15 protein-coding genes are annotated in these 14,880 nt (G+C 61.3%); 6 read left to right on the top strand and 9 right to left on the bottom strand.

The features are described 5' to 3' along the window. Positions 1–371 precede the first annotated feature (371 nt). Together V5F23_RS05250 and V5F23_RS05245 are read left to right on the top strand one after the other, a co-directional pair. On the top strand, positions 372–602 hold the full coding sequence (locus V5F23_RS05250) for a VF530 family protein (protein ID WP_042730938.1): 231 nt from the start codon (positions 372–374) through the stop codon (positions 600–602). Between the two features lie 3 nt (positions 603–605). Continuing rightward, positions 606–1,250, top strand: coding sequence for a Pr6Pr family membrane protein (locus tag V5F23_RS05245; RefSeq protein ID WP_123578172.1), 645 nt, complete (start codon positions 606–608; stop codon positions 1,248–1,250). 170 nt (positions 1,251–1,420) lie between these two features. Here the strand turns inward: V5F23_RS05245 and V5F23_RS05240 are convergent, their stop codons facing one another. Genes V5F23_RS05240 through V5F23_RS05230 form a run of 3 tightly spaced genes read right to left on the bottom strand, consistent with a single transcriptional unit; the run spans position 1,421 to position 2,767 of the window. Beyond that, positions 1,421–1,630 carry a DUF1289 domain-containing protein gene (locus V5F23_RS05240; protein WP_042730936.1) on the bottom strand — a complete coding sequence of 70 codons (210 nt, stop codon included), beginning with the start codon at positions 1,628–1,630 and terminating at the stop codon, positions 1,421–1,423. Beyond that, positions 1,627–2,151: a gamma carbonic anhydrase family protein gene (locus V5F23_RS05235; RefSeq protein WP_042730935.1), complete on the bottom strand. Its 525-nt coding sequence runs from the start codon at positions 2,149–2,151 to the stop codon at positions 1,627–1,629. The genes V5F23_RS05240 and V5F23_RS05235 overlap by 4 nt, the downstream gene beginning before the upstream one ends. 16 nt (positions 2,152–2,167) lie before the next feature. Continuing rightward, complete coding sequence (locus V5F23_RS05230; protein ID WP_123578173.1) at positions 2,168–2,767, bottom strand: CoA pyrophosphatase; 600 nt, start codon at positions 2,765–2,767, stop codon at positions 2,168–2,170. Between the two features lie 146 nt (positions 2,768–2,913). Here V5F23_RS05230 and V5F23_RS05225 point away from each other — a divergent pair, with 146 nt between their 5' ends. The 3 genes from V5F23_RS05225 to V5F23_RS05215 all read left to right on the top strand — a co-directional run bounded on the left by V5F23_RS05225 (position 2,914) and on the right by V5F23_RS05215 (position 5,592). Next, positions 2,914–3,465, top strand: coding sequence for an NUDIX hydrolase (locus V5F23_RS05225; protein WP_042730933.1), 552 nt, complete (start codon positions 2,914–2,916; stop codon positions 3,463–3,465). A 23-nt stretch (positions 3,466–3,488) separates the two neighbouring features. Next, a complete protein-coding gene (locus V5F23_RS05220; protein ID WP_042730932.1) occupies positions 3,489–3,995 on the top strand; it encodes a L,D-transpeptidase family protein in 507 nt (168 codons plus the stop codon). A 514-nt stretch (positions 3,996–4,509) separates the two neighbouring features. After that, on the top strand, positions 4,510–5,592 hold the full coding sequence (locus V5F23_RS05215; protein ID WP_047737097.1) for a hypothetical protein: 1,083 nt from the start codon (positions 4,510–4,512) through the stop codon (positions 5,590–5,592). 131 nt (positions 5,593–5,723) lie between these two features. Here the strand turns inward: V5F23_RS05215 and V5F23_RS05210 are convergent, their stop codons facing one another. From V5F23_RS05210 to purL, 5 genes are all read right to left on the bottom strand, one after another. After that, positions 5,724–6,080 (bottom strand): DUF6124 family protein, encoded by a 357-nt coding sequence (locus V5F23_RS05210; protein WP_052497387.1) that lies wholly within the window; start codon positions 6,078–6,080, stop codon positions 5,724–5,726. A 240-nt stretch (positions 6,081–6,320) separates the two neighbouring features. Beyond that, a complete protein-coding gene (locus V5F23_RS05205; RefSeq protein WP_042730930.1) occupies positions 6,321–6,773 on the bottom strand; it encodes a hypothetical protein in 453 nt (150 codons plus the stop codon). Further along, the gene (locus V5F23_RS05200) at positions 6,757–7,395 is read right to left on the bottom strand and encodes a DUF6036 family nucleotidyltransferase (RefSeq protein ID WP_123578174.1); all 639 of its coding nucleotides are present in this window, start codon (positions 7,393–7,395) and stop codon (positions 6,757–6,759) included. Before V5F23_RS05200 ends, V5F23_RS05205 begins: the two co-directional genes overlap by 17 nt. Positions 7,396–7,928: 533 nt before the next feature. Then, on the bottom strand, positions 7,929–8,240 hold the full coding sequence (locus V5F23_RS05195; RefSeq protein WP_123578175.1) for a YqfO family protein: 312 nt from the start codon (positions 8,238–8,240) through the stop codon (positions 7,929–7,931). A gap of 4 nt (positions 8,241–8,244) precedes the next feature. Beyond that, entirely contained in the window at positions 8,245–12,141 is a 3,897-nt protein-coding gene (gene purL / locus V5F23_RS05190; RefSeq protein WP_047737109.1) for a phosphoribosylformylglycinamidine synthase, read from the bottom strand. Positions 12,142–12,429: 288 nt separating this feature from the next. Here purL and mltF point away from each other — a divergent pair, with 288 nt between their 5' ends. Next, a complete protein-coding gene (gene mltF / locus V5F23_RS05185; RefSeq protein ID WP_080922146.1) occupies positions 12,430–13,890 on the top strand; it encodes a membrane-bound lytic murein transglycosylase MltF in 1,461 nt (486 codons plus the stop codon). Positions 13,891–14,107: 217 nt separating this feature from the next. Here mltF and pdxJ read toward each other — a convergent pair whose 3' ends face one another. Then, a complete protein-coding gene (pdxJ, locus tag V5F23_RS05180) occupies positions 14,108–14,851 on the bottom strand; it encodes a pyridoxine 5'-phosphate synthase (protein WP_042731857.1) in 744 nt (247 codons plus the stop codon). Positions 14,852–14,880: the final 29 nt, after the last annotated feature.

The raw sequence follows: 14,880 nt of genomic DNA, 5'->3' as shown, positions 1-14,880 counted from the left end.
CGCGAAAGCGGTGAATCAGTCGACTAATGAGGCTGAATATGAAATCGCTTTCGCGAGCAAGCCCGCTCCCACAGAAAAGCAGGTCGCTGCGGATGCAGAGATAGCGCTGTCTTTTAAGATTGAAGGCAGAACATCGAGAACAGCGAAAAGGCTCTAGCGCGCTAAAAGAAGCGTTTCAGCAAGCGGCGCAAGGATAATGTTCTGTTACAGATAGAGAAAGTGCTTTTGTTGACATGGATCATCGCGAAATCGGTAACAGTGTGCCTCGACAGCTACCGCGCGGACGCCCGATGGCGCACGCTAGGCTTCCACCCCACGGGCACCTCGGCTAAGGTGCGCGGCTTTCACCCTTTTCGCGTAAAGGCCTCCCCATGACCGAACCCAACAACAACCCGCTGCACGGCGTGACGCTGGAGCAGATCCTCAACGTCCTGGTGCAGCACTACGAATGGTCCGGGCTGGCCGAGCGCATCGACATCCGCTGCTTCAAGAGCGACCCGAGCATCAAGTCGAGCCTGACCTTCCTGCGCAAGACCCCTTGGGCGCGGGAGAAAGTCGAACGTCTCTACATCAAGCTGATGCGCACCAAGCGGCCGGTCTGAGCCATGGGCTCGGATGGGCGCGTCGCCCTGCGGCAGCACTTCGTGTCGGTGACGGCACTGCTGGCCTGGGTGGGGCTGAGCATCCAGTTGTACCTGATCCTGCTGGGGCGCTGGGAACTGGGCGCGAGCCTGTTGGGTGGGCTGGTCAATTGCTTCAGCTTCTTCACCGTGCTGACCAACACCCTGGTGGCGGTGGTGCTGACCTGGGAACAGACCCCACGGCCATCGGCTGTGCGCCGCTGGTTCCTGCGGCCCGCCGTACGCAGCGGCATCGCCGCCAGCATTGCCCTGGTGAGCCTGGCCTACAACCTGCTGCTGCGGCACCTCTGGCAACCCGAAGGCTGGCAGTTCGTGGCCGACGAACTGCTGCACGACGTAGTGCCGCTGCTCTACCTGATCTATTGGTGGCAATGGGTGCCCAAGGGCTCGTTGCGCCTGGGCCATATCGGGCTGTGGATCCTCTACCCGCTGGTGTATTTCGCCTACATTTTGTTGCGGGGCAATCTGCTGGCGGCCTACCCCTACCCGTTCATTGATGTGGCCAACCTGGGTTATCCACAGGTGTTCATCAATGCCGGGGGGATCTTGTTGGGGTTTGTCGTGATTGCGCTGGGGGTGGTGGGGGTTGATCGGTGGCGGGCGCGCTAGGGATTTATCGCCGATCACTTTTGTGGCGAGGGGATTTATCCCCGCTGGGTTGCGAAGCAACCCCATCGCTGTGGACTCAAATCTGTCTGACACACCGAGTTGTCTGGTTCTAGGGCCGCTTCGCAGCCCAACGGGGATAAATCCCCTCGCCACAGTGGAGCTTTCATCGCTCAGGACTTCGCGGGCAACATCCACACCAACCCGCTGGCCTTCGCCCGCTCGTGACACAACGCCAGGACGCTGCGCCGCTCTTCGTTGTCCATCCGACTCCAGCGGGTGATTTCCGCCACGCTGCGCTGGCAGCCGGTGCAGATGTCGTCATCGTCCAGTGCGCAGATGCTCACGCAGGGCGAAGGAACCGGGCGCTCGGACGCGCTCATTGGTCTTGCTCGGACAGGTCGCGAGCGTAGCGCTGGGCGTTGTGCACATAGTGGGCGGCGCTGGCCTCGAGCATTTTCTTCTGGGCCTCGGTCAACTCGCGCACCACCTTGCCGGGCGAGCCCATCACCAGCGAACCGTCGGGGATCTCCTTGCCCTCGCCGATCAGCGAGTTGGCGCCGATGATGCAATTGCGGCCAATCCTGGCGCCATTGAGGATCACCGCATTGATGCCGATCAGGCTGTAGTCGCCCACCGTGCAACCGTGAAGCATGGCGTTATGGCCGATGGTCACGCCGGTGCCGATGGTCAGCGGGTACCCCATGTCGGTGTGCATCACCGTGCCGTCCTGCACGTTGCTGTTCCGGCCGATCAGAATCAGCTCGTTATCGCCGCGCAGCACGGCGTTGAACCAGACGTTGGCGCCCTCTTCGAGGCGGACCTTGCCCACCAGCGTGGCGTTGGGTGCGACCCAACTGTCGGGATGGGTTTCGACACGGGCATCGCCCAAACGGTATTTCATGGCAATCCTCGGGGCGTCAGGTGTTGATGAAGCTCTTGGGCGGCGTATGCAGGTCGATGCCCGCGTCGTACAGCAGGTTGACCAGCTCGACGATCATGATCGCCGTCAGACCCCAGATCTTGTATTCGCCATAACGGTAACTGGGCGTGTACCAACTGCGGCCCTGGTAGTCGATACGGTGGGTATGTTCGCGGGGATCCTTGCGGAAAAACTCCAGCGGCACGCTGAACACCGCGGCGATCTCGGCATCGTTGGCCCGGTACTCGACAAAATCCGGAATCACCCCGACATACGGCGTGACCTTGATCCCATGCAGCGAGATCAGCGGGCTGAGCGGGCCGATCACCTCCACCAGACCGGGGGGCAGGCCGATTTCTTCCTCGGCTTCGCGCAGGGCAGTGAAGATCAGGTCCGGGTCTTCCGGGTCGCGGCGTCCGCCGGGGAACGCCACTTCGCCGCCGTGGGTCGAGAGCCCGCTGGCGCGCAAGGTCAATACCAGCTCCGGCTCGTCACCGCGAGTGATCGGCACCAGCACAGCGGCTTCAGGGAAGCGACGGTCGGCCTGCAGGTCACGCGGGGTATGGTTGCTTACTCGATGCAGTAGCTCGTCCAGCATGAGACTTCTCGATTTATTCGCTACCTTGCATCATGCACCAATCGTTCAAGCCGCCCAACCCCCGACACCGCGTCGTGTCGCGAAACGACAACTTGCCGACCCCGCCCGCGCACGCCAAGATAGGCGCAGCATTCAGGAACCCCAGCATGAAATTCTGCAGCCAGTGCGGTAACCCGGTGACCCAACGCATACCCGAAGGCGACTCGCGCCTGCGGTTTGTCTGCGACACCTGCCACACCATCCATTACCAGAACCCCAACATCGTGGCCGGTTGCGTACCGACCTGGGGCAGTAAAGTCCTGCTGTGCCGGCGCGCCATCGAGCCGCGGCGCGGCTACTGGACGCTGCCGGCGGGTTTCATGGAAAACGGCGAGACCGTCGAACAGGCCGCCGTGCGCGAAACCGCCGAAGAAGCCTGCGCCCGGGTGCGCAACCTGAGCATCTATACGCTGATAGACGTACCGCATATCAGCCAGGTGCATGTATTCTTCCGCGCTGAACTGGTGGACGAGGATTTCGCCGCCGGTCCCGAGAGCCTGGAAGTGCAACTGTTCGAAGAAGCCGACATTCCCTGGGATGAACTGGCGTTTCGCACCGTGGGGCGCACCCTGGAATATTTCTACGCGGACCGTCGCGCCGAGGCCTACCCGGTGCGCAGCGAATCGATCCCGCCGCTGGCTCAACCTGCCAATACCTGAAACCCCATAGGAATACCCTGTCAATGCGCTGGTTGCTTGTGCTGTTCTGCTTGTCGTTCACCGCCCTGTCCCAGGCGTCTGCGCTGGGAACCTACGACGGCAAGCTCATCGAAAAAGTGCTGGTGCTCAAGTCCGCCCATCAATTGCAATTGATCAACGACGGCAAACCGCTCAAGACCTACCGCATTTCATTGGGCAAGGGCGCCAAGAAAGGCCCCAAGCTGATCGAGGGCGACAAGCGCACCCCCGAGGGTTTCTACTGGATCGACTGGCGCAAGACCAGCGATCGCTTCTACCTGTCGATGCACATTTCCTACCCCAACATCAGCGACGCAGCCCGCGCCCGGCGCGAAGGGGTGGAACCGGGGAGCATGATCATGATCCACGGCACGCCGGACACCGAGGAAAACCCTGAAGAACTGTTCCACACCCTGGACTGGACCGACGGCTGCATCGCCATGCGCAACGTCGACATGCGCGAAGTCTGGAACCTGGTGCCCGACGGTACGATGATCGAGATTCGGCCGTAGCGCCGCGATGCGAAGGGGCCGGTGGGCGCAGCCATACGCGGGGTGAGAACCCCAGCCTCTAGGACCCCGGCCATGCCGATGCATGCCCGAATGCATTTCCCCCTGTGGGAGCGGGCTCGCCCGCGAAAGCGCCCTACCAGCCGCCCCCTCCCTTGCCATCTCTCAATTCCACAGGCGCAATGCAATCCGGTGCTCCACCACCCCTTGCAAAACCCTCGATTAAAAGTCATCGCACAACGCTTATCTACTGTCAGAAATAACAGGTAACGGATATTTCCGACCAGTGACGCACATCGCCCTGTCCCTGCCATTCCTCGACTATCAGCTTGTTACAAGATCGAGCCATCAAACTCTGATCCTTCATCTATTCTCAGTCTCACGCAGTGAACCGAGGCGCACCCCAGCGGGGTCTTCGCACTGCGCAATCAATATTTAAACTGTCAATTCGAAGAATAGGTCGTAATGAAGTATGTGATTCGGTTGGCATCCTCGTTTCAGGTGAGGTGTCCAAATCATGAGTAGAAGTAACGGTTTCATCCGGGCGACGGCGGTCGCCGTGGTGTTGGCTGGCGCCTGGCAAGCGGGTTCTTATGCGTGGGCGGCAACCCAGGGCTCGGCGCAGAAAGAAGAGCCCTGGTACCAGGCCTGGCTTCAGGTCACGGCAGACCCGAGCGTGGACATCCGTGCGACCACCCCTTCCCTGCGCTGGCGAACCGACATGGACACGCTCTATCGGGGCGACACCACCAATCAGGGGTTGGAGGCGTTCCAGGACGGGCTATTGCCCAAATCCGTCGCGTTTCCCGAAGACGAATGGATGTATGACTGGTTCAGGCATGGCGCTGGCGCCCCACGGTCGGTATATAGCAGCACCACCCGCAATCAACGTATCGCCCAGAGCTTCGCCAATGAATGGGTGTTCGAATTCAGGGCTCCCCATGGCATCGATCAGGAGCAATCGGGCGGGCCTATTGTAGGTGAGCAAGAGATCAGCTACCCGGGCGGGGTCAAGGGGATCTTTATCAAGCAGGCCTGCAACAAAACCAATCTCGCCGATTGTGTCGCGAACCCTAACTACCGTGAACCCACCGGTCACGAGACAATGCAGGAAGTGGCCGCGACCCGAATCGATTGGAACAAGCTCACACCCGCAGAAGGTCTGGCCTGGACAACGAACAAACAATCCCTCTGGGCAGTGGGCTCGTCGAGGATCAATCCTGTGCAGGGAGCAGAAGCACTGGCCAGCGGGTTACGAGCAAAGAATTCGCAGCCACCGGTCTTACGCTGGGCGAGCAGCCCAGAGTCTCCCTCCATTCAATCGGTCGTCGTGGCATTTCGTGACTATAGCGATGCCAAGATCTGGGCGGTCACGGAAGCAGAAAACGGCGGCTGGGTCTATGAGGTCAGGCCCAACAGCGTGGCGGTGGATCTGTCAGGTGAATATACCGGCAACCGTCCAGGCGCCTTCGCATTCATCGGTGGTATCAAAAGCGGGCTGTTGATGAACGCGCGCCGTTTCGAGAAAGGCGTGAGCCAACCGGTCGAGTGCATCGGCATTGAAAAAGAAGTTTGCCGACTCGAGAACGTCCACCAATAGCTTCAAACCGACACCAGCCGTCATGCAGGCTGTCGGCTCCACTTGAGGCCTTGTACGCCCCCTCGCCCTGCTGTGGCGAGGGGGTCTGCGACCGCTGGGCCAGTCCGACAACGGGGCCGGTGCTTATGGCATCAAACCCGGAGCTCTGCCCGGTCCAGGCATTTGTTCGCCAGCAACGTGCCCAGCTCGATCATCTGCGCCACGCCCAGTGCCACATGGCGTCGTGAACCTTCCAGGTCGAACGCCAGGTCGCTGAGCATGGCGTTGGCCGAGGCCAGGGTTTCGCTGAGGTTGGCCAGCATCACTTCGGGGTCGACACCGGCGGTCACGGTGAAGAGCTGCGTCGAGGGTTGGGGGGCTGACTCGCCGTCTTCAGGCTTGAGGTAATGGTCCATCGCTCGGTCGGCGGCTTCCTTCAGTTTTTCGGGGGCGTAGTCGCCGTAGGGGAAGGTGGATGCCGGGTTTGGAATGTCAGAATTATTTTTCAATGGAAGCTCCTTTTATTAATGGAGCCCAGGACAAATTGTCCGGGCCTATTGCCCCTTGTGTTTTCGGACGGTCAAACCCGGTCGCTGAATTGGCAGCGACACCCAAAGGCTAGAGCCGTCGCTTCCGACGGGCAACCTTAAAAACCTGTCGGAAACTTCGGTGCGCCTGACAGACCAATGGACAAGTATTCACACAACAAAAAACCGGCCTAGGCCGGTTTTCATTGGTGATATTTGGATTCAAACAAACGCTGCCCGCTGCTCAGCCTCATAATGCCGAGTCTGAAAAGGCAAAAGGGTTTGCACCTTCAAACCAAGACCTTCCTTTAACCCCCAAGAAAGAGCCAGTTCATCACGGCGCTTGCGAAGCGCAACAGCAGTCTGTGAGGTAATGGCTTGCTTGGGTGTCGAGCGCAAGAACAGCTCTAGGGCATTGAAAACTTCCAACGCACGACTGTCCGTGACACACGAAAAACGGGTGAGTCGTTCGAGCAAATATCCTGCTCGACGCTGCTCGACCTCATCAGTGTGTTGGCTCAGGAAAGCTTGGGCTGCGCTTATTAAATCCGCGCTGGAATACCAGACAGCCTTGGCCATGCTCACAAGCGCAGCATCGTCTGCGTGATCCAATGGGTTCTTGACCAATGTGTCCAGAGCGGCCGAGAGGACTTGGCCGTTAGAAGGCTTCGTCATCTGTATCCTCCAAATAATTTTGCAAAATGTGGTTAAGAACAGAGGTTGGAGGCTCTTTGTTGCCAACATATACGTCAATTGCCTGCAGCGCCAGTCGACGCAGCTCGGAAGATAAAATGAAGCCAGCCCTCAGAAGCGCCATGATGTCGCCAATATCTTGATCCGTTGCCCTACCCAGCTTTGAAATCGCAATATCGATCGGAGCGGCAATGTGAACATGCAAAGGAGACTCGACAGGGAACTCTTCAAGGGTAAGGCTTCGAACCCAGTAGTCCTCGTGAATTGGACCAAAGCTGGTGTTGTATTGGAGGTCGTAGTTTAGCTCCATCAATCGACCGGATTTCTCGTCGCGAAATTGCTCGGGCACTTGCGCGAGCAGCATTCGAAGATCAAAACCGTCCGGAAGGCTGGCCTCATAGATTTCCGCGTCAACGTCCGTGGAAACACGATGATTTGTATAGAGGTGCACTGCGCATCCACCAAATACCATGACTTTAACCGCCCCTGGTTTTGCACTCTCAGATGTCAGCTCTGCTTCGACGGATTTGAACATTGAAACCAAAGCCTGCCCCAGCGCGGTGCGGGTATTGAGGCGAGGAGTGATCATTTCCGGCATTTCCATGTTTGAACCTCAGAGGCTGGTGTTGCTCCTTGAAACCTGGATCTGCCACTCAGCCTTGCCAAAGACTAATAGGCGATCCATGCGCTTGGAGACGGGCCCCGAAAGCTAGAGCCCTCGCTTCCGAGCGACAACCTTAAAAACTTGTCGGAAACTTCGGTGCGTCTGACAGACCAATTGCCTGGTTGCGGATGTTTCATACGGGGGCATATCCGTTGCTGCGGTAATGGCTGCTGGCGGTTTCGCCCTTACGGCGACTTACTTTCTTTCAAACGCCCCGGAATGCCGGCCCAGAAGAAAGTAAGCAAAGAACGCTGGCCCCACCACTCGGCACCTCGCCTGGGCGAGGTGCCGAGTGGTGGGGCAAAGCGCTTTTGGTTACTTTTGGCGCTCTTCCAAAAGTGACCCGCCGTAAGGGCGGAACCCTAAGCAGCCATGACCGCAGCAACGGATATACACCCAAATCTCGCCCCCAATAAAAAACCCGCCGATCTACTCAGCGGGTTTTTCATTTAAGCGATTCAAGCGTAGGAAGATCAAAAATCCTCCAACCGCCACACCTCATACGCCGGCGTCTCGTAGGGATGGCTCTGTTTCAAAGCCTCCACTACCCCACGAATCAACTCATCAGCGACAACCAGCTCCACCTTCCACTCCTCGACCTGCTCAACCTGCCCCGCTTCGCCAATGAACGGCTGGCTGCCGTCCAACGGGCGAAACTGGCCCAGGCCCAGCACTTGCCAGGCGCAGTGATCATAGTCGCCGATTCGCCCGCCACCGGCAGCGAATACGGCGTTTTTGACCTCGTCCACATGGCTGGCCGGGACGAAGAAGCAGAGTTTGTACACGCCTTTAGTTCACCCAGACGCGGGCGTTGCGGAACATGCGCATCCATGGCGCGTCTTCGTTCCAGTCGTCCGAACGCCACGAGTTCTGCACCGCGCGGAAAACACGCTCAGGGTGCGGCATCATGATGGTCACACGGCCGTCGCGGCTGGTCAGGCCGGTGATCCCGCGCGGCGAACCGTTCGGGTTGGCCGGGTAGGTTTCGGTGACCTTGCCGTGGTTGTCGACAAAACGCAGCGACACGCAACCGGACAAGTCGGCTTCGAGCAACGCCTCTTCGCTTTCGAATTCCGCATGGCCTTCGCCATGGGCGATGGCGATCGGCATGCGCGAGCCGGCCATGCCCTGCAGGAAGATCGAATTCGACTCCTGCACCTGGACCATCGCCACGCGGGCTTCGAACTGCTCGGAACGGTTGCGCACGAAGTGCGGCCAGAACTCGCTGCCGGGGATCAGCTCGTGCAGGTTGGACATCATCTGGCAACCGTTGCACACACCGAGGGTGAAACTGTCGTTGCGCTCGAAAAAGCCCTGGAACGCGTCACGGGCGCGGCTGTTGAACAGCGCCGACTTGGCCCAGCCTTCGCCGGCCCCCAGCACGTCACCGTAGGAGAAACCGCCACAGGCAACCAGGCCCTTGAAGTCGTTCAGGTCGACACGACCGGCGAGGATGTCGCTCATGTGCACGTCGATCGCGTTGAAACCGGCACGGTCGAACGCCGCCGCCATTTCCACCTGGCCGTTGACGCCCTGCTCACGCAGTACCGCCACCTGTGGGCGAATGCCTTTCTTGATGTAGGGCGCGGCCACGTCCTGGTTGACGTCGTAGCTGAGCTTGGCGCTCAGCCCCGGGTTGTCTTCTTCCAGCAGCGCGTCGAATTCCTGCTCGGCGCACTCGGCGTTGTCCCGCAGGCGCTGGATCTGGTAGCTGGTTTCAGCCCACTGGCGCTGCAACAGGCGGCGCTGGCCTTCAAAGACGGTGTCGCCGTTGAAGGTGATGTCGATGTGCGCGTTGTTGATCGGCTGGCCGATCACCGAGACGCACTCGGCCAGGCCGGCGGCGCTGAACTGGGCGAGGATGTCCGGGGTGGCGTCCTGGCGCACCTGGATCACCGCACCGAGCTCTTCGTTGAACAGGATGGCCGGGATTTCGCTGGCGGACTCGGCCACGCTGTCGAGGGTCAGGTTCAGGCCGCAATGACCGGCGAAGGCCATTTCCATCACAGTGGTCAGCAAGCCGCCGTCGGAACGGTCGTGGTAGGCCAGCAGATGACCGTCGGCGTTGAGGCCCTGGATCACGGCGAAGAACGCCTTCAGGTCTTCGGCATCGTCAACGTCCGGTGCCTGCTTGCCGAGCTTGCCATGCACCTGGGCCAGGATCGAGGCGCCCATGCGGTTCTGGCCACGGCCCAGGTCGATCAGGATCAGGTCGGTGGTGCCCTTGTCCATGCGCAGTTGCGGGGTCAGGGTCTGGCGGACATCGGTCACCGGGGCAAAACCGGTCACGATCAGCGACAGCGGCGAGGTCACGCTCTTGTCCACGCCTTCGTCTTTCCAGCGCGTGGCCATGGACATGGAGTCCTTGCCCACCGGGATGGTGATGCCCAACTCAGGGCACAGCTCCATGCCGACGGCCTTGACGGTGTCGTACAGGCGGGCGTCTTCGCCCGGATGACCGGCGGCGGACATCCAGTTGGCCGACAGCTTGATGTCGGAGATCTTGCCAATGCGCGAGGCCGCGAGGTTGGTCAGGGCCTCGCCGATGGCCATGCGGCCCGACGCCGGGGCGTCCAGCAGCGCCAGCGGCGTGCGCTCGCCCATGGCCATGGCTTCACCGGTGTAGACGTCGAAGCTGGTGGCGGTCACGGCGACGTCGGCCACCGGTACTTGCCACGGGCCGACCATCTGGTCGCGGGCCACGAGGCCGGTGATGGTGCGGTCGCCGATGGTGATCAGGAAGCTCTTGCTTGCCACGGCCGGGTGATGCAGGACGCGCTCGATGGAGTCGGCGAGGTCGAGAGTGGACGGGTCGAAGTCATCGCCCAGCTCGGTTTCGCGAACGGCCGAACGGTGCATGCGCGGGGCCTTGCCCAACAGCACTTCCAGCGGCATGTCCACCGGGCTGTTGCCGAAGTGGCTGTCGGTCACGGTCAGTTGCGGCTCGGCGGTGGCTTCGCCGACCACGGCGAACGGGCAGCGCTCGCGCTCGCAGATGGCCTTGAAGCGGTCGAAGTCGGCCGGGCCGACCGCCAGGACATAACGCTCCTGGGATTCGTTGCTCCAGATTTCGTGCGGGGCCATGCCCGGCTCGTCGTTTGGAATGTTGCGCAATTCGAAGCGGCCACCACGGCCGCCGTCGTTGACCAGCTCCGGGAAGGCGTTGGACAGGCCGCCCGCGCCGACGTCGTGGATGAAGCTGATGGGGTTCTTGTCGCCCAGCTGCCAGCAACGGTCGATGACTTCCTGGCAACGGCGTTCCATTTCCGGGTTTTCCCGTTGGACCGAGGCGAAGTCCAGGTCCGCCGAACTGGTGCCGGTGGCCATCGAGGACGCAGCGCCGCCGCCCAGGCCGATGAGCATGGCCGGGCCACCGAGGACGATCAGCTTGGAGCCGACCACGATCTCGCCTTTCTGCACGTGTTCGGCGCGGATGTTGCCCATGCCGCCGGCGAGCATGATCGGCTTGTGGTAGCCGCGCACTTCTTCACCGCGCGGGGTGGCGATGGATTGTTCGAAGGTGCGGAAATAACCGGTGAGCGCCGGACGGCCGAATTCGTTGTTGAACGCAGCGCCCCCCAGGGGGCCTTCGATCATGATGTCGAGGGCGTTGACGATGCGCTCAGGCTTGCCATAGGGCTTTTCCCACGGTTGTTCGAAGCCCGGGATCTGCAGGTTCGACACGGTGAAACCGGTCAGGCCAGCCTTGGGCTTGGCACCGCGACCCGTGGCGCCTTCGTCGCGGATCTCGCCACCGGAACCGGTGGACGCGCCCGGGAACGGGGCAATCGCGGTCGGGTGGTTGTGGGTCTCGACCTTCATCAGGATGTGCACCGGCTCCTGGACCGCGCCGTACTGGCGAGTCTCGGGGTCCGGGAAGAAGCGGCCGGCCACACTGCCGACGATGACCGAGGCGTTGTCCTTATAAGCAGACAGCACGCCTTCGCTGTGCATCTGGTAGGTGTTCTTGATCATGCCGAACAGGCTTTTTTCCTGGCTCTGGCCGTCGATGTCCCAACTGGCGTTGAAGATCTTGTGGCGGCAGTGCTCGGAGTTGGCCTGGGCGAACATCATCAGTTCGATGTCGTGGGGGTTGCGCTGCAAACCCTGGAAGGCGTTGACCAGGTAATCGATCTCGTCTTCGGCCAGGGCCAGGCCCAGTTCGGCGTTGGCTTTTTCCAACGCGGCGCGCCCGCCGCCCAGCACGTCGATGGCGGTCAGTGGCTTGGGCTCGGCGTGGCTGAACAGGCCGGCGGCCTCCTCCAGGTTGCCCAGTACGATCTGGGTCATGCGGTCATGCAGGTTCTCGGCGATCAGCCGGGCGTCGGCCTCGCTGAACTCACCGGTGACATAGAAGGCAATGCCGCGCTCCAGGCGCTGGACTTTCGCCAGGCCACAGTTGCGGGCGATGTCACTGGCCTTGCTCGACCACGGCGAAATGGTGCCGAACCGTGGCAGTACCAGGAACAGGCGGCCGGTGGGCTCCTGGACGGGAACACTGGGACCGTACTTCAGAAGGCGCGCGAGCACCTGCTGTTCGTCGCCGGTCAAAGCGCCGGTGACTTCGGCGAAGTGAGCGAATTCAGCATACAAGCCGCTGACAGCCGGGACGCATCGGCCCAGTTGCTCAAGAAGTTTGCTGTGGCGAAAGGCAGAAAGGGCAGGAGCGCCGCGCAGGATCAACATCTTCGGGACAGCCTCGGGAAGGGGGTGTGCTTTGAGGCCGTGCATTCTAGCCTAAACCGCCGGCAACGGCACCCGAAACGGCACCCCGGATGCGCCCCGAATGTCGGTCTTTGCCCGAAAAACCGGATTGGACGCACGTTCCAATGTTCGCGCAGAGATTTTTTTCAGTGCCATAAAACCCGCCGCGCGCCGGCCGGCCTGAGTTGCGGACATGTTTTGCAATCGCTAGCAGACTGGCCATTTGCTGTCGAGATATGGCGGTAAGGGCCGTTTGCGTATACTGCGCAGATGTTTTCCCCAACGGCTTTGCGTCCGCGATATGCCAAGTGGCTGATCGCAACCGGACTCTTCCTGGTGCTCAGTGGTTGTGTTGAGAAACCCAACACACTGGAGCGCGTAAAGGAGGATGGCGTGCTGCGGGTGATCACCCGGAACAGCCCCGCCACCTACTTTGAGGATCGCAACGGTGAAACCGGCTTCGAATACGAGCTGGTGAAGCGCTTCGCCGACGATTTGGGGGTGGAGCTGAAGATCGAGACCGCCGACAACCTCGACGACCTGTTCAGCCAGATCGGCAAGCCCAACGGCCCGGTGCTGGCCGCCGCAGGCCTGGTCAGCAGCGAGCCGCGCAAGAAGCAGGTGCGGTTTTCCCACGCCTACCTGGAGGTCACGCCCCAGGTCATCTACCGCAACGGCCAGTCGCGCCCCACCGACGCGGCGGCCCTGGCGGGCAAGAAGATCATGGTGCTCAAGGGCAGCACCCACGCCGAGCAGCTGGCGCAATTGAAACAGCAATACCCCGGCATCGAATACGAAGAGTCCGACGCCGTTGAGGTGGTCGACCTGCTGCGCATGGTCGACGAGGGCCAGATCGACCTGACCCTGGTGGACTCCAACGAAGTGGCGATGAACCAGGTGTACTTCCCCAACGTGCGCGTGGCCTTCGACCTGGGCGACGCTCGCAGCCAGAGCTGGGCGGTGGCCCCCGGTGAAGACAACAGCCTGCTCAACGAGATCAACAGCTACCTCGACAAGGTGCAGAAGAACGGCACCCTGCAGCGCCTCAAGGATCGTTACTACGGGCACGTCGATGTTCTCGGCTACATGGGCGCCACCACTTTCGCCCAGCATCTGCAGCAGCGGCTGCCCAAGTACGAGCAACACTTCAAGACCTACGCCAAGCAGGAAAAGGTCGACTGGCGCCTGCTGGCGGCAATCGGCTACCAGGAATCGCTGTGGCAACCGGCGGTCACGTCCAAGACCGGCGTGCGCGGCCTGATGATGCTGACCCAGAACACGGCCCAGGCCATGGGCGTGTCCAACCGCCTGGACCCCAAGCAAAGCATCATGGGGGGCGCCAAGTACCTGGCCTACATGAAGGACCAACTGGACGAGAGCATCGAAGAACCGGACCGCACCTGGTTCGCCCTCGCCGCCTACAACGTCGGCAGCGGTCACCTGGACGACGCCCGCAAGCTGGCGGCCAAGGAAGGGCTGAACCCGAACAAGTGGCTGGACGTGAAGAAAATCCTGCCGCGCCTGTCGCAGAAGCAGTGGTACAGCAAGACCCGCTACGGCTACGCCCGAGGCGGCGAACCCGTGCATTTCGTGGCGAACATCCGGCGCTACTACGACATCCTGACCTGGGTCACGCAGCCGCAGCTCGAAGGCAACCAGGTGGCCGAGGGCAACCTGCACGTACCGGGCGTCGACAAGAGCAAGCCGAACCAGGAAACCCCGCCGCTCTGAAAGCCCCACACAATCCCTGATGCTGTGATGAATCTGTGGCGAGGGGATTTATCCCCGTTGGGCTGCGAAGCAGCCCCAAAGCTGTCAACTCAATCTGCCTGACACACCGAGGCGCCAGATTTTAGGGCTGCTTCGCAGCCCAACGGGGATAAATCCCCTCGCCACAATGAATCAAGCAGGCCTTAAATAAGCAGGCATATTGAGTTATGTGGTGGCATCAGGCCTTAGCAGCCGCCAGGATCAGCGCTTTCATTTCCGAGACCGCCGACTTGAACCCGACGAACAGCGCGTGGGCCACCAGCGCGTGGCCGATGTTCAGCTCGTTGATGCCCTTGATGGCCGCCACGGCCTCAACGTTGTGGTAGTGCAGGCCGTGGCCGGCGTTGACGATCAGGCCCTGGGCCAGGCCGAAGGTGACGCCATCGGCTACCCGCCGCAGCTCATCGGCCACGGCGGACGGGGTTTCGGCGTCGGCATAGCGGCCAGTGTGCAGTTCGATGGCCGGGGCGCCGACACGTCGGGAGGCTTCGATCTGCCGCTCGTCGGCGTCGATAAACAACGACACCTCGGCACCGGTCTTCGCCAGCCGCTCCACCGCCGCCTTGATCCGCGCTTCCTGCCCCGCCACGTCCAGGCCGCCTTCGGTGGTCAGTTCCTGGCGCGTCTCAGGCACCAGGCAGATGTGCGCCGGGCGGATGCGCTCGGCGAACGCCATCATTTCCTCGGTCACGCCCATCTCGAAATTCATGCGGGTTTGCAGCACATCCTTGAGCAGCAGTACGTCGCGCTCCTGGATATGCCGGCGATCCTCCCGCAGGTGCACGGTGATGCCGTCGGCGCCCGCCTCTTCGGCGTCCAGTGCGGCCTTGACCGGATCCGGGTAGCGCGTACCCCGGGCCTGGCGGAGGGTGGCGACATGGTCGATGTTCACGCCGAGAAGAATGCGTTGGCTGGTGCTCACGAAAAAGCGCTCCTGAATGGGCTAATGGA

It is taken from the genome of Pseudomonas sp. WP18, from assembly GCF_036689585.1.
Classification (GTDB): Bacteria; Pseudomonadota; Gammaproteobacteria; order Pseudomonadales; family Pseudomonadaceae; genus Aquipseudomonas; species Aquipseudomonas chlororaphis_E.
This window is presented reverse-complemented; position numbering and strand designations above follow the sequence as displayed.

Excerpts from the sequence above, each read along its gene's own strand:
- V5F23_RS05220 (WP_042730932.1), top strand. The coding sequence starts at position 3,489 with ATGCGCTGGTTGCTTGTGCTGTTCTGCTTGTCGTTCACCGCCCTGTCC.
- V5F23_RS05240 (WP_042730936.1), bottom strand. The coding sequence starts at position 1,630 with ATGAGCGCGTCCGAGCGCCCGGTTCCTTCGCCCTGCGTGAGCATCTGC.
- purL (WP_047737109.1), bottom strand. The coding sequence starts at position 12,141 with ATGTTGATCCTGCGCGGCGCTCCTGCCCTTTCTGCCTTTCGCCACAGC.
- V5F23_RS05215 (WP_047737097.1), top strand. The coding sequence starts at position 4,510 with ATGAGTAGAAGTAACGGTTTCATCCGGGCGACGGCGGTCGCCGTGGTG.
- V5F23_RS05250 (WP_042730938.1), top strand. The coding sequence starts at position 372 with ATGACCGAACCCAACAACAACCCGCTGCACGGCGTGACGCTGGAGCAG.
- V5F23_RS05205 (WP_042730930.1), bottom strand. The coding sequence starts at position 6,773 with ATGACGAAGCCTTCTAACGGCCAAGTCCTCTCGGCCGCTCTGGACACA.
- V5F23_RS05200 (WP_123578174.1), bottom strand. The coding sequence starts at position 7,395 with ATGGAAATGCCGGAAATGATCACTCCTCGCCTCAATACCCGCACCGCG.
- mltF (WP_080922146.1), top strand. The coding sequence starts at position 12,430 with ATGTTTTCCCCAACGGCTTTGCGTCCGCGATATGCCAAGTGGCTGATC.
- V5F23_RS05235 (WP_042730935.1), bottom strand. The coding sequence starts at position 2,151 with ATGAAATACCGTTTGGGCGATGCCCGTGTCGAAACCCATCCCGACAGT.
- V5F23_RS05225 (WP_042730933.1), top strand. The coding sequence starts at position 2,914 with ATGAAATTCTGCAGCCAGTGCGGTAACCCGGTGACCCAACGCATACCC.
- V5F23_RS05245 (WP_123578172.1), top strand. The coding sequence starts at position 606 with ATGGGCTCGGATGGGCGCGTCGCCCTGCGGCAGCACTTCGTGTCGGTG.
- V5F23_RS05230 (WP_123578173.1), bottom strand. The coding sequence starts at position 2,767 with ATGCTGGACGAGCTACTGCATCGAGTAAGCAACCATACCCCGCGTGAC.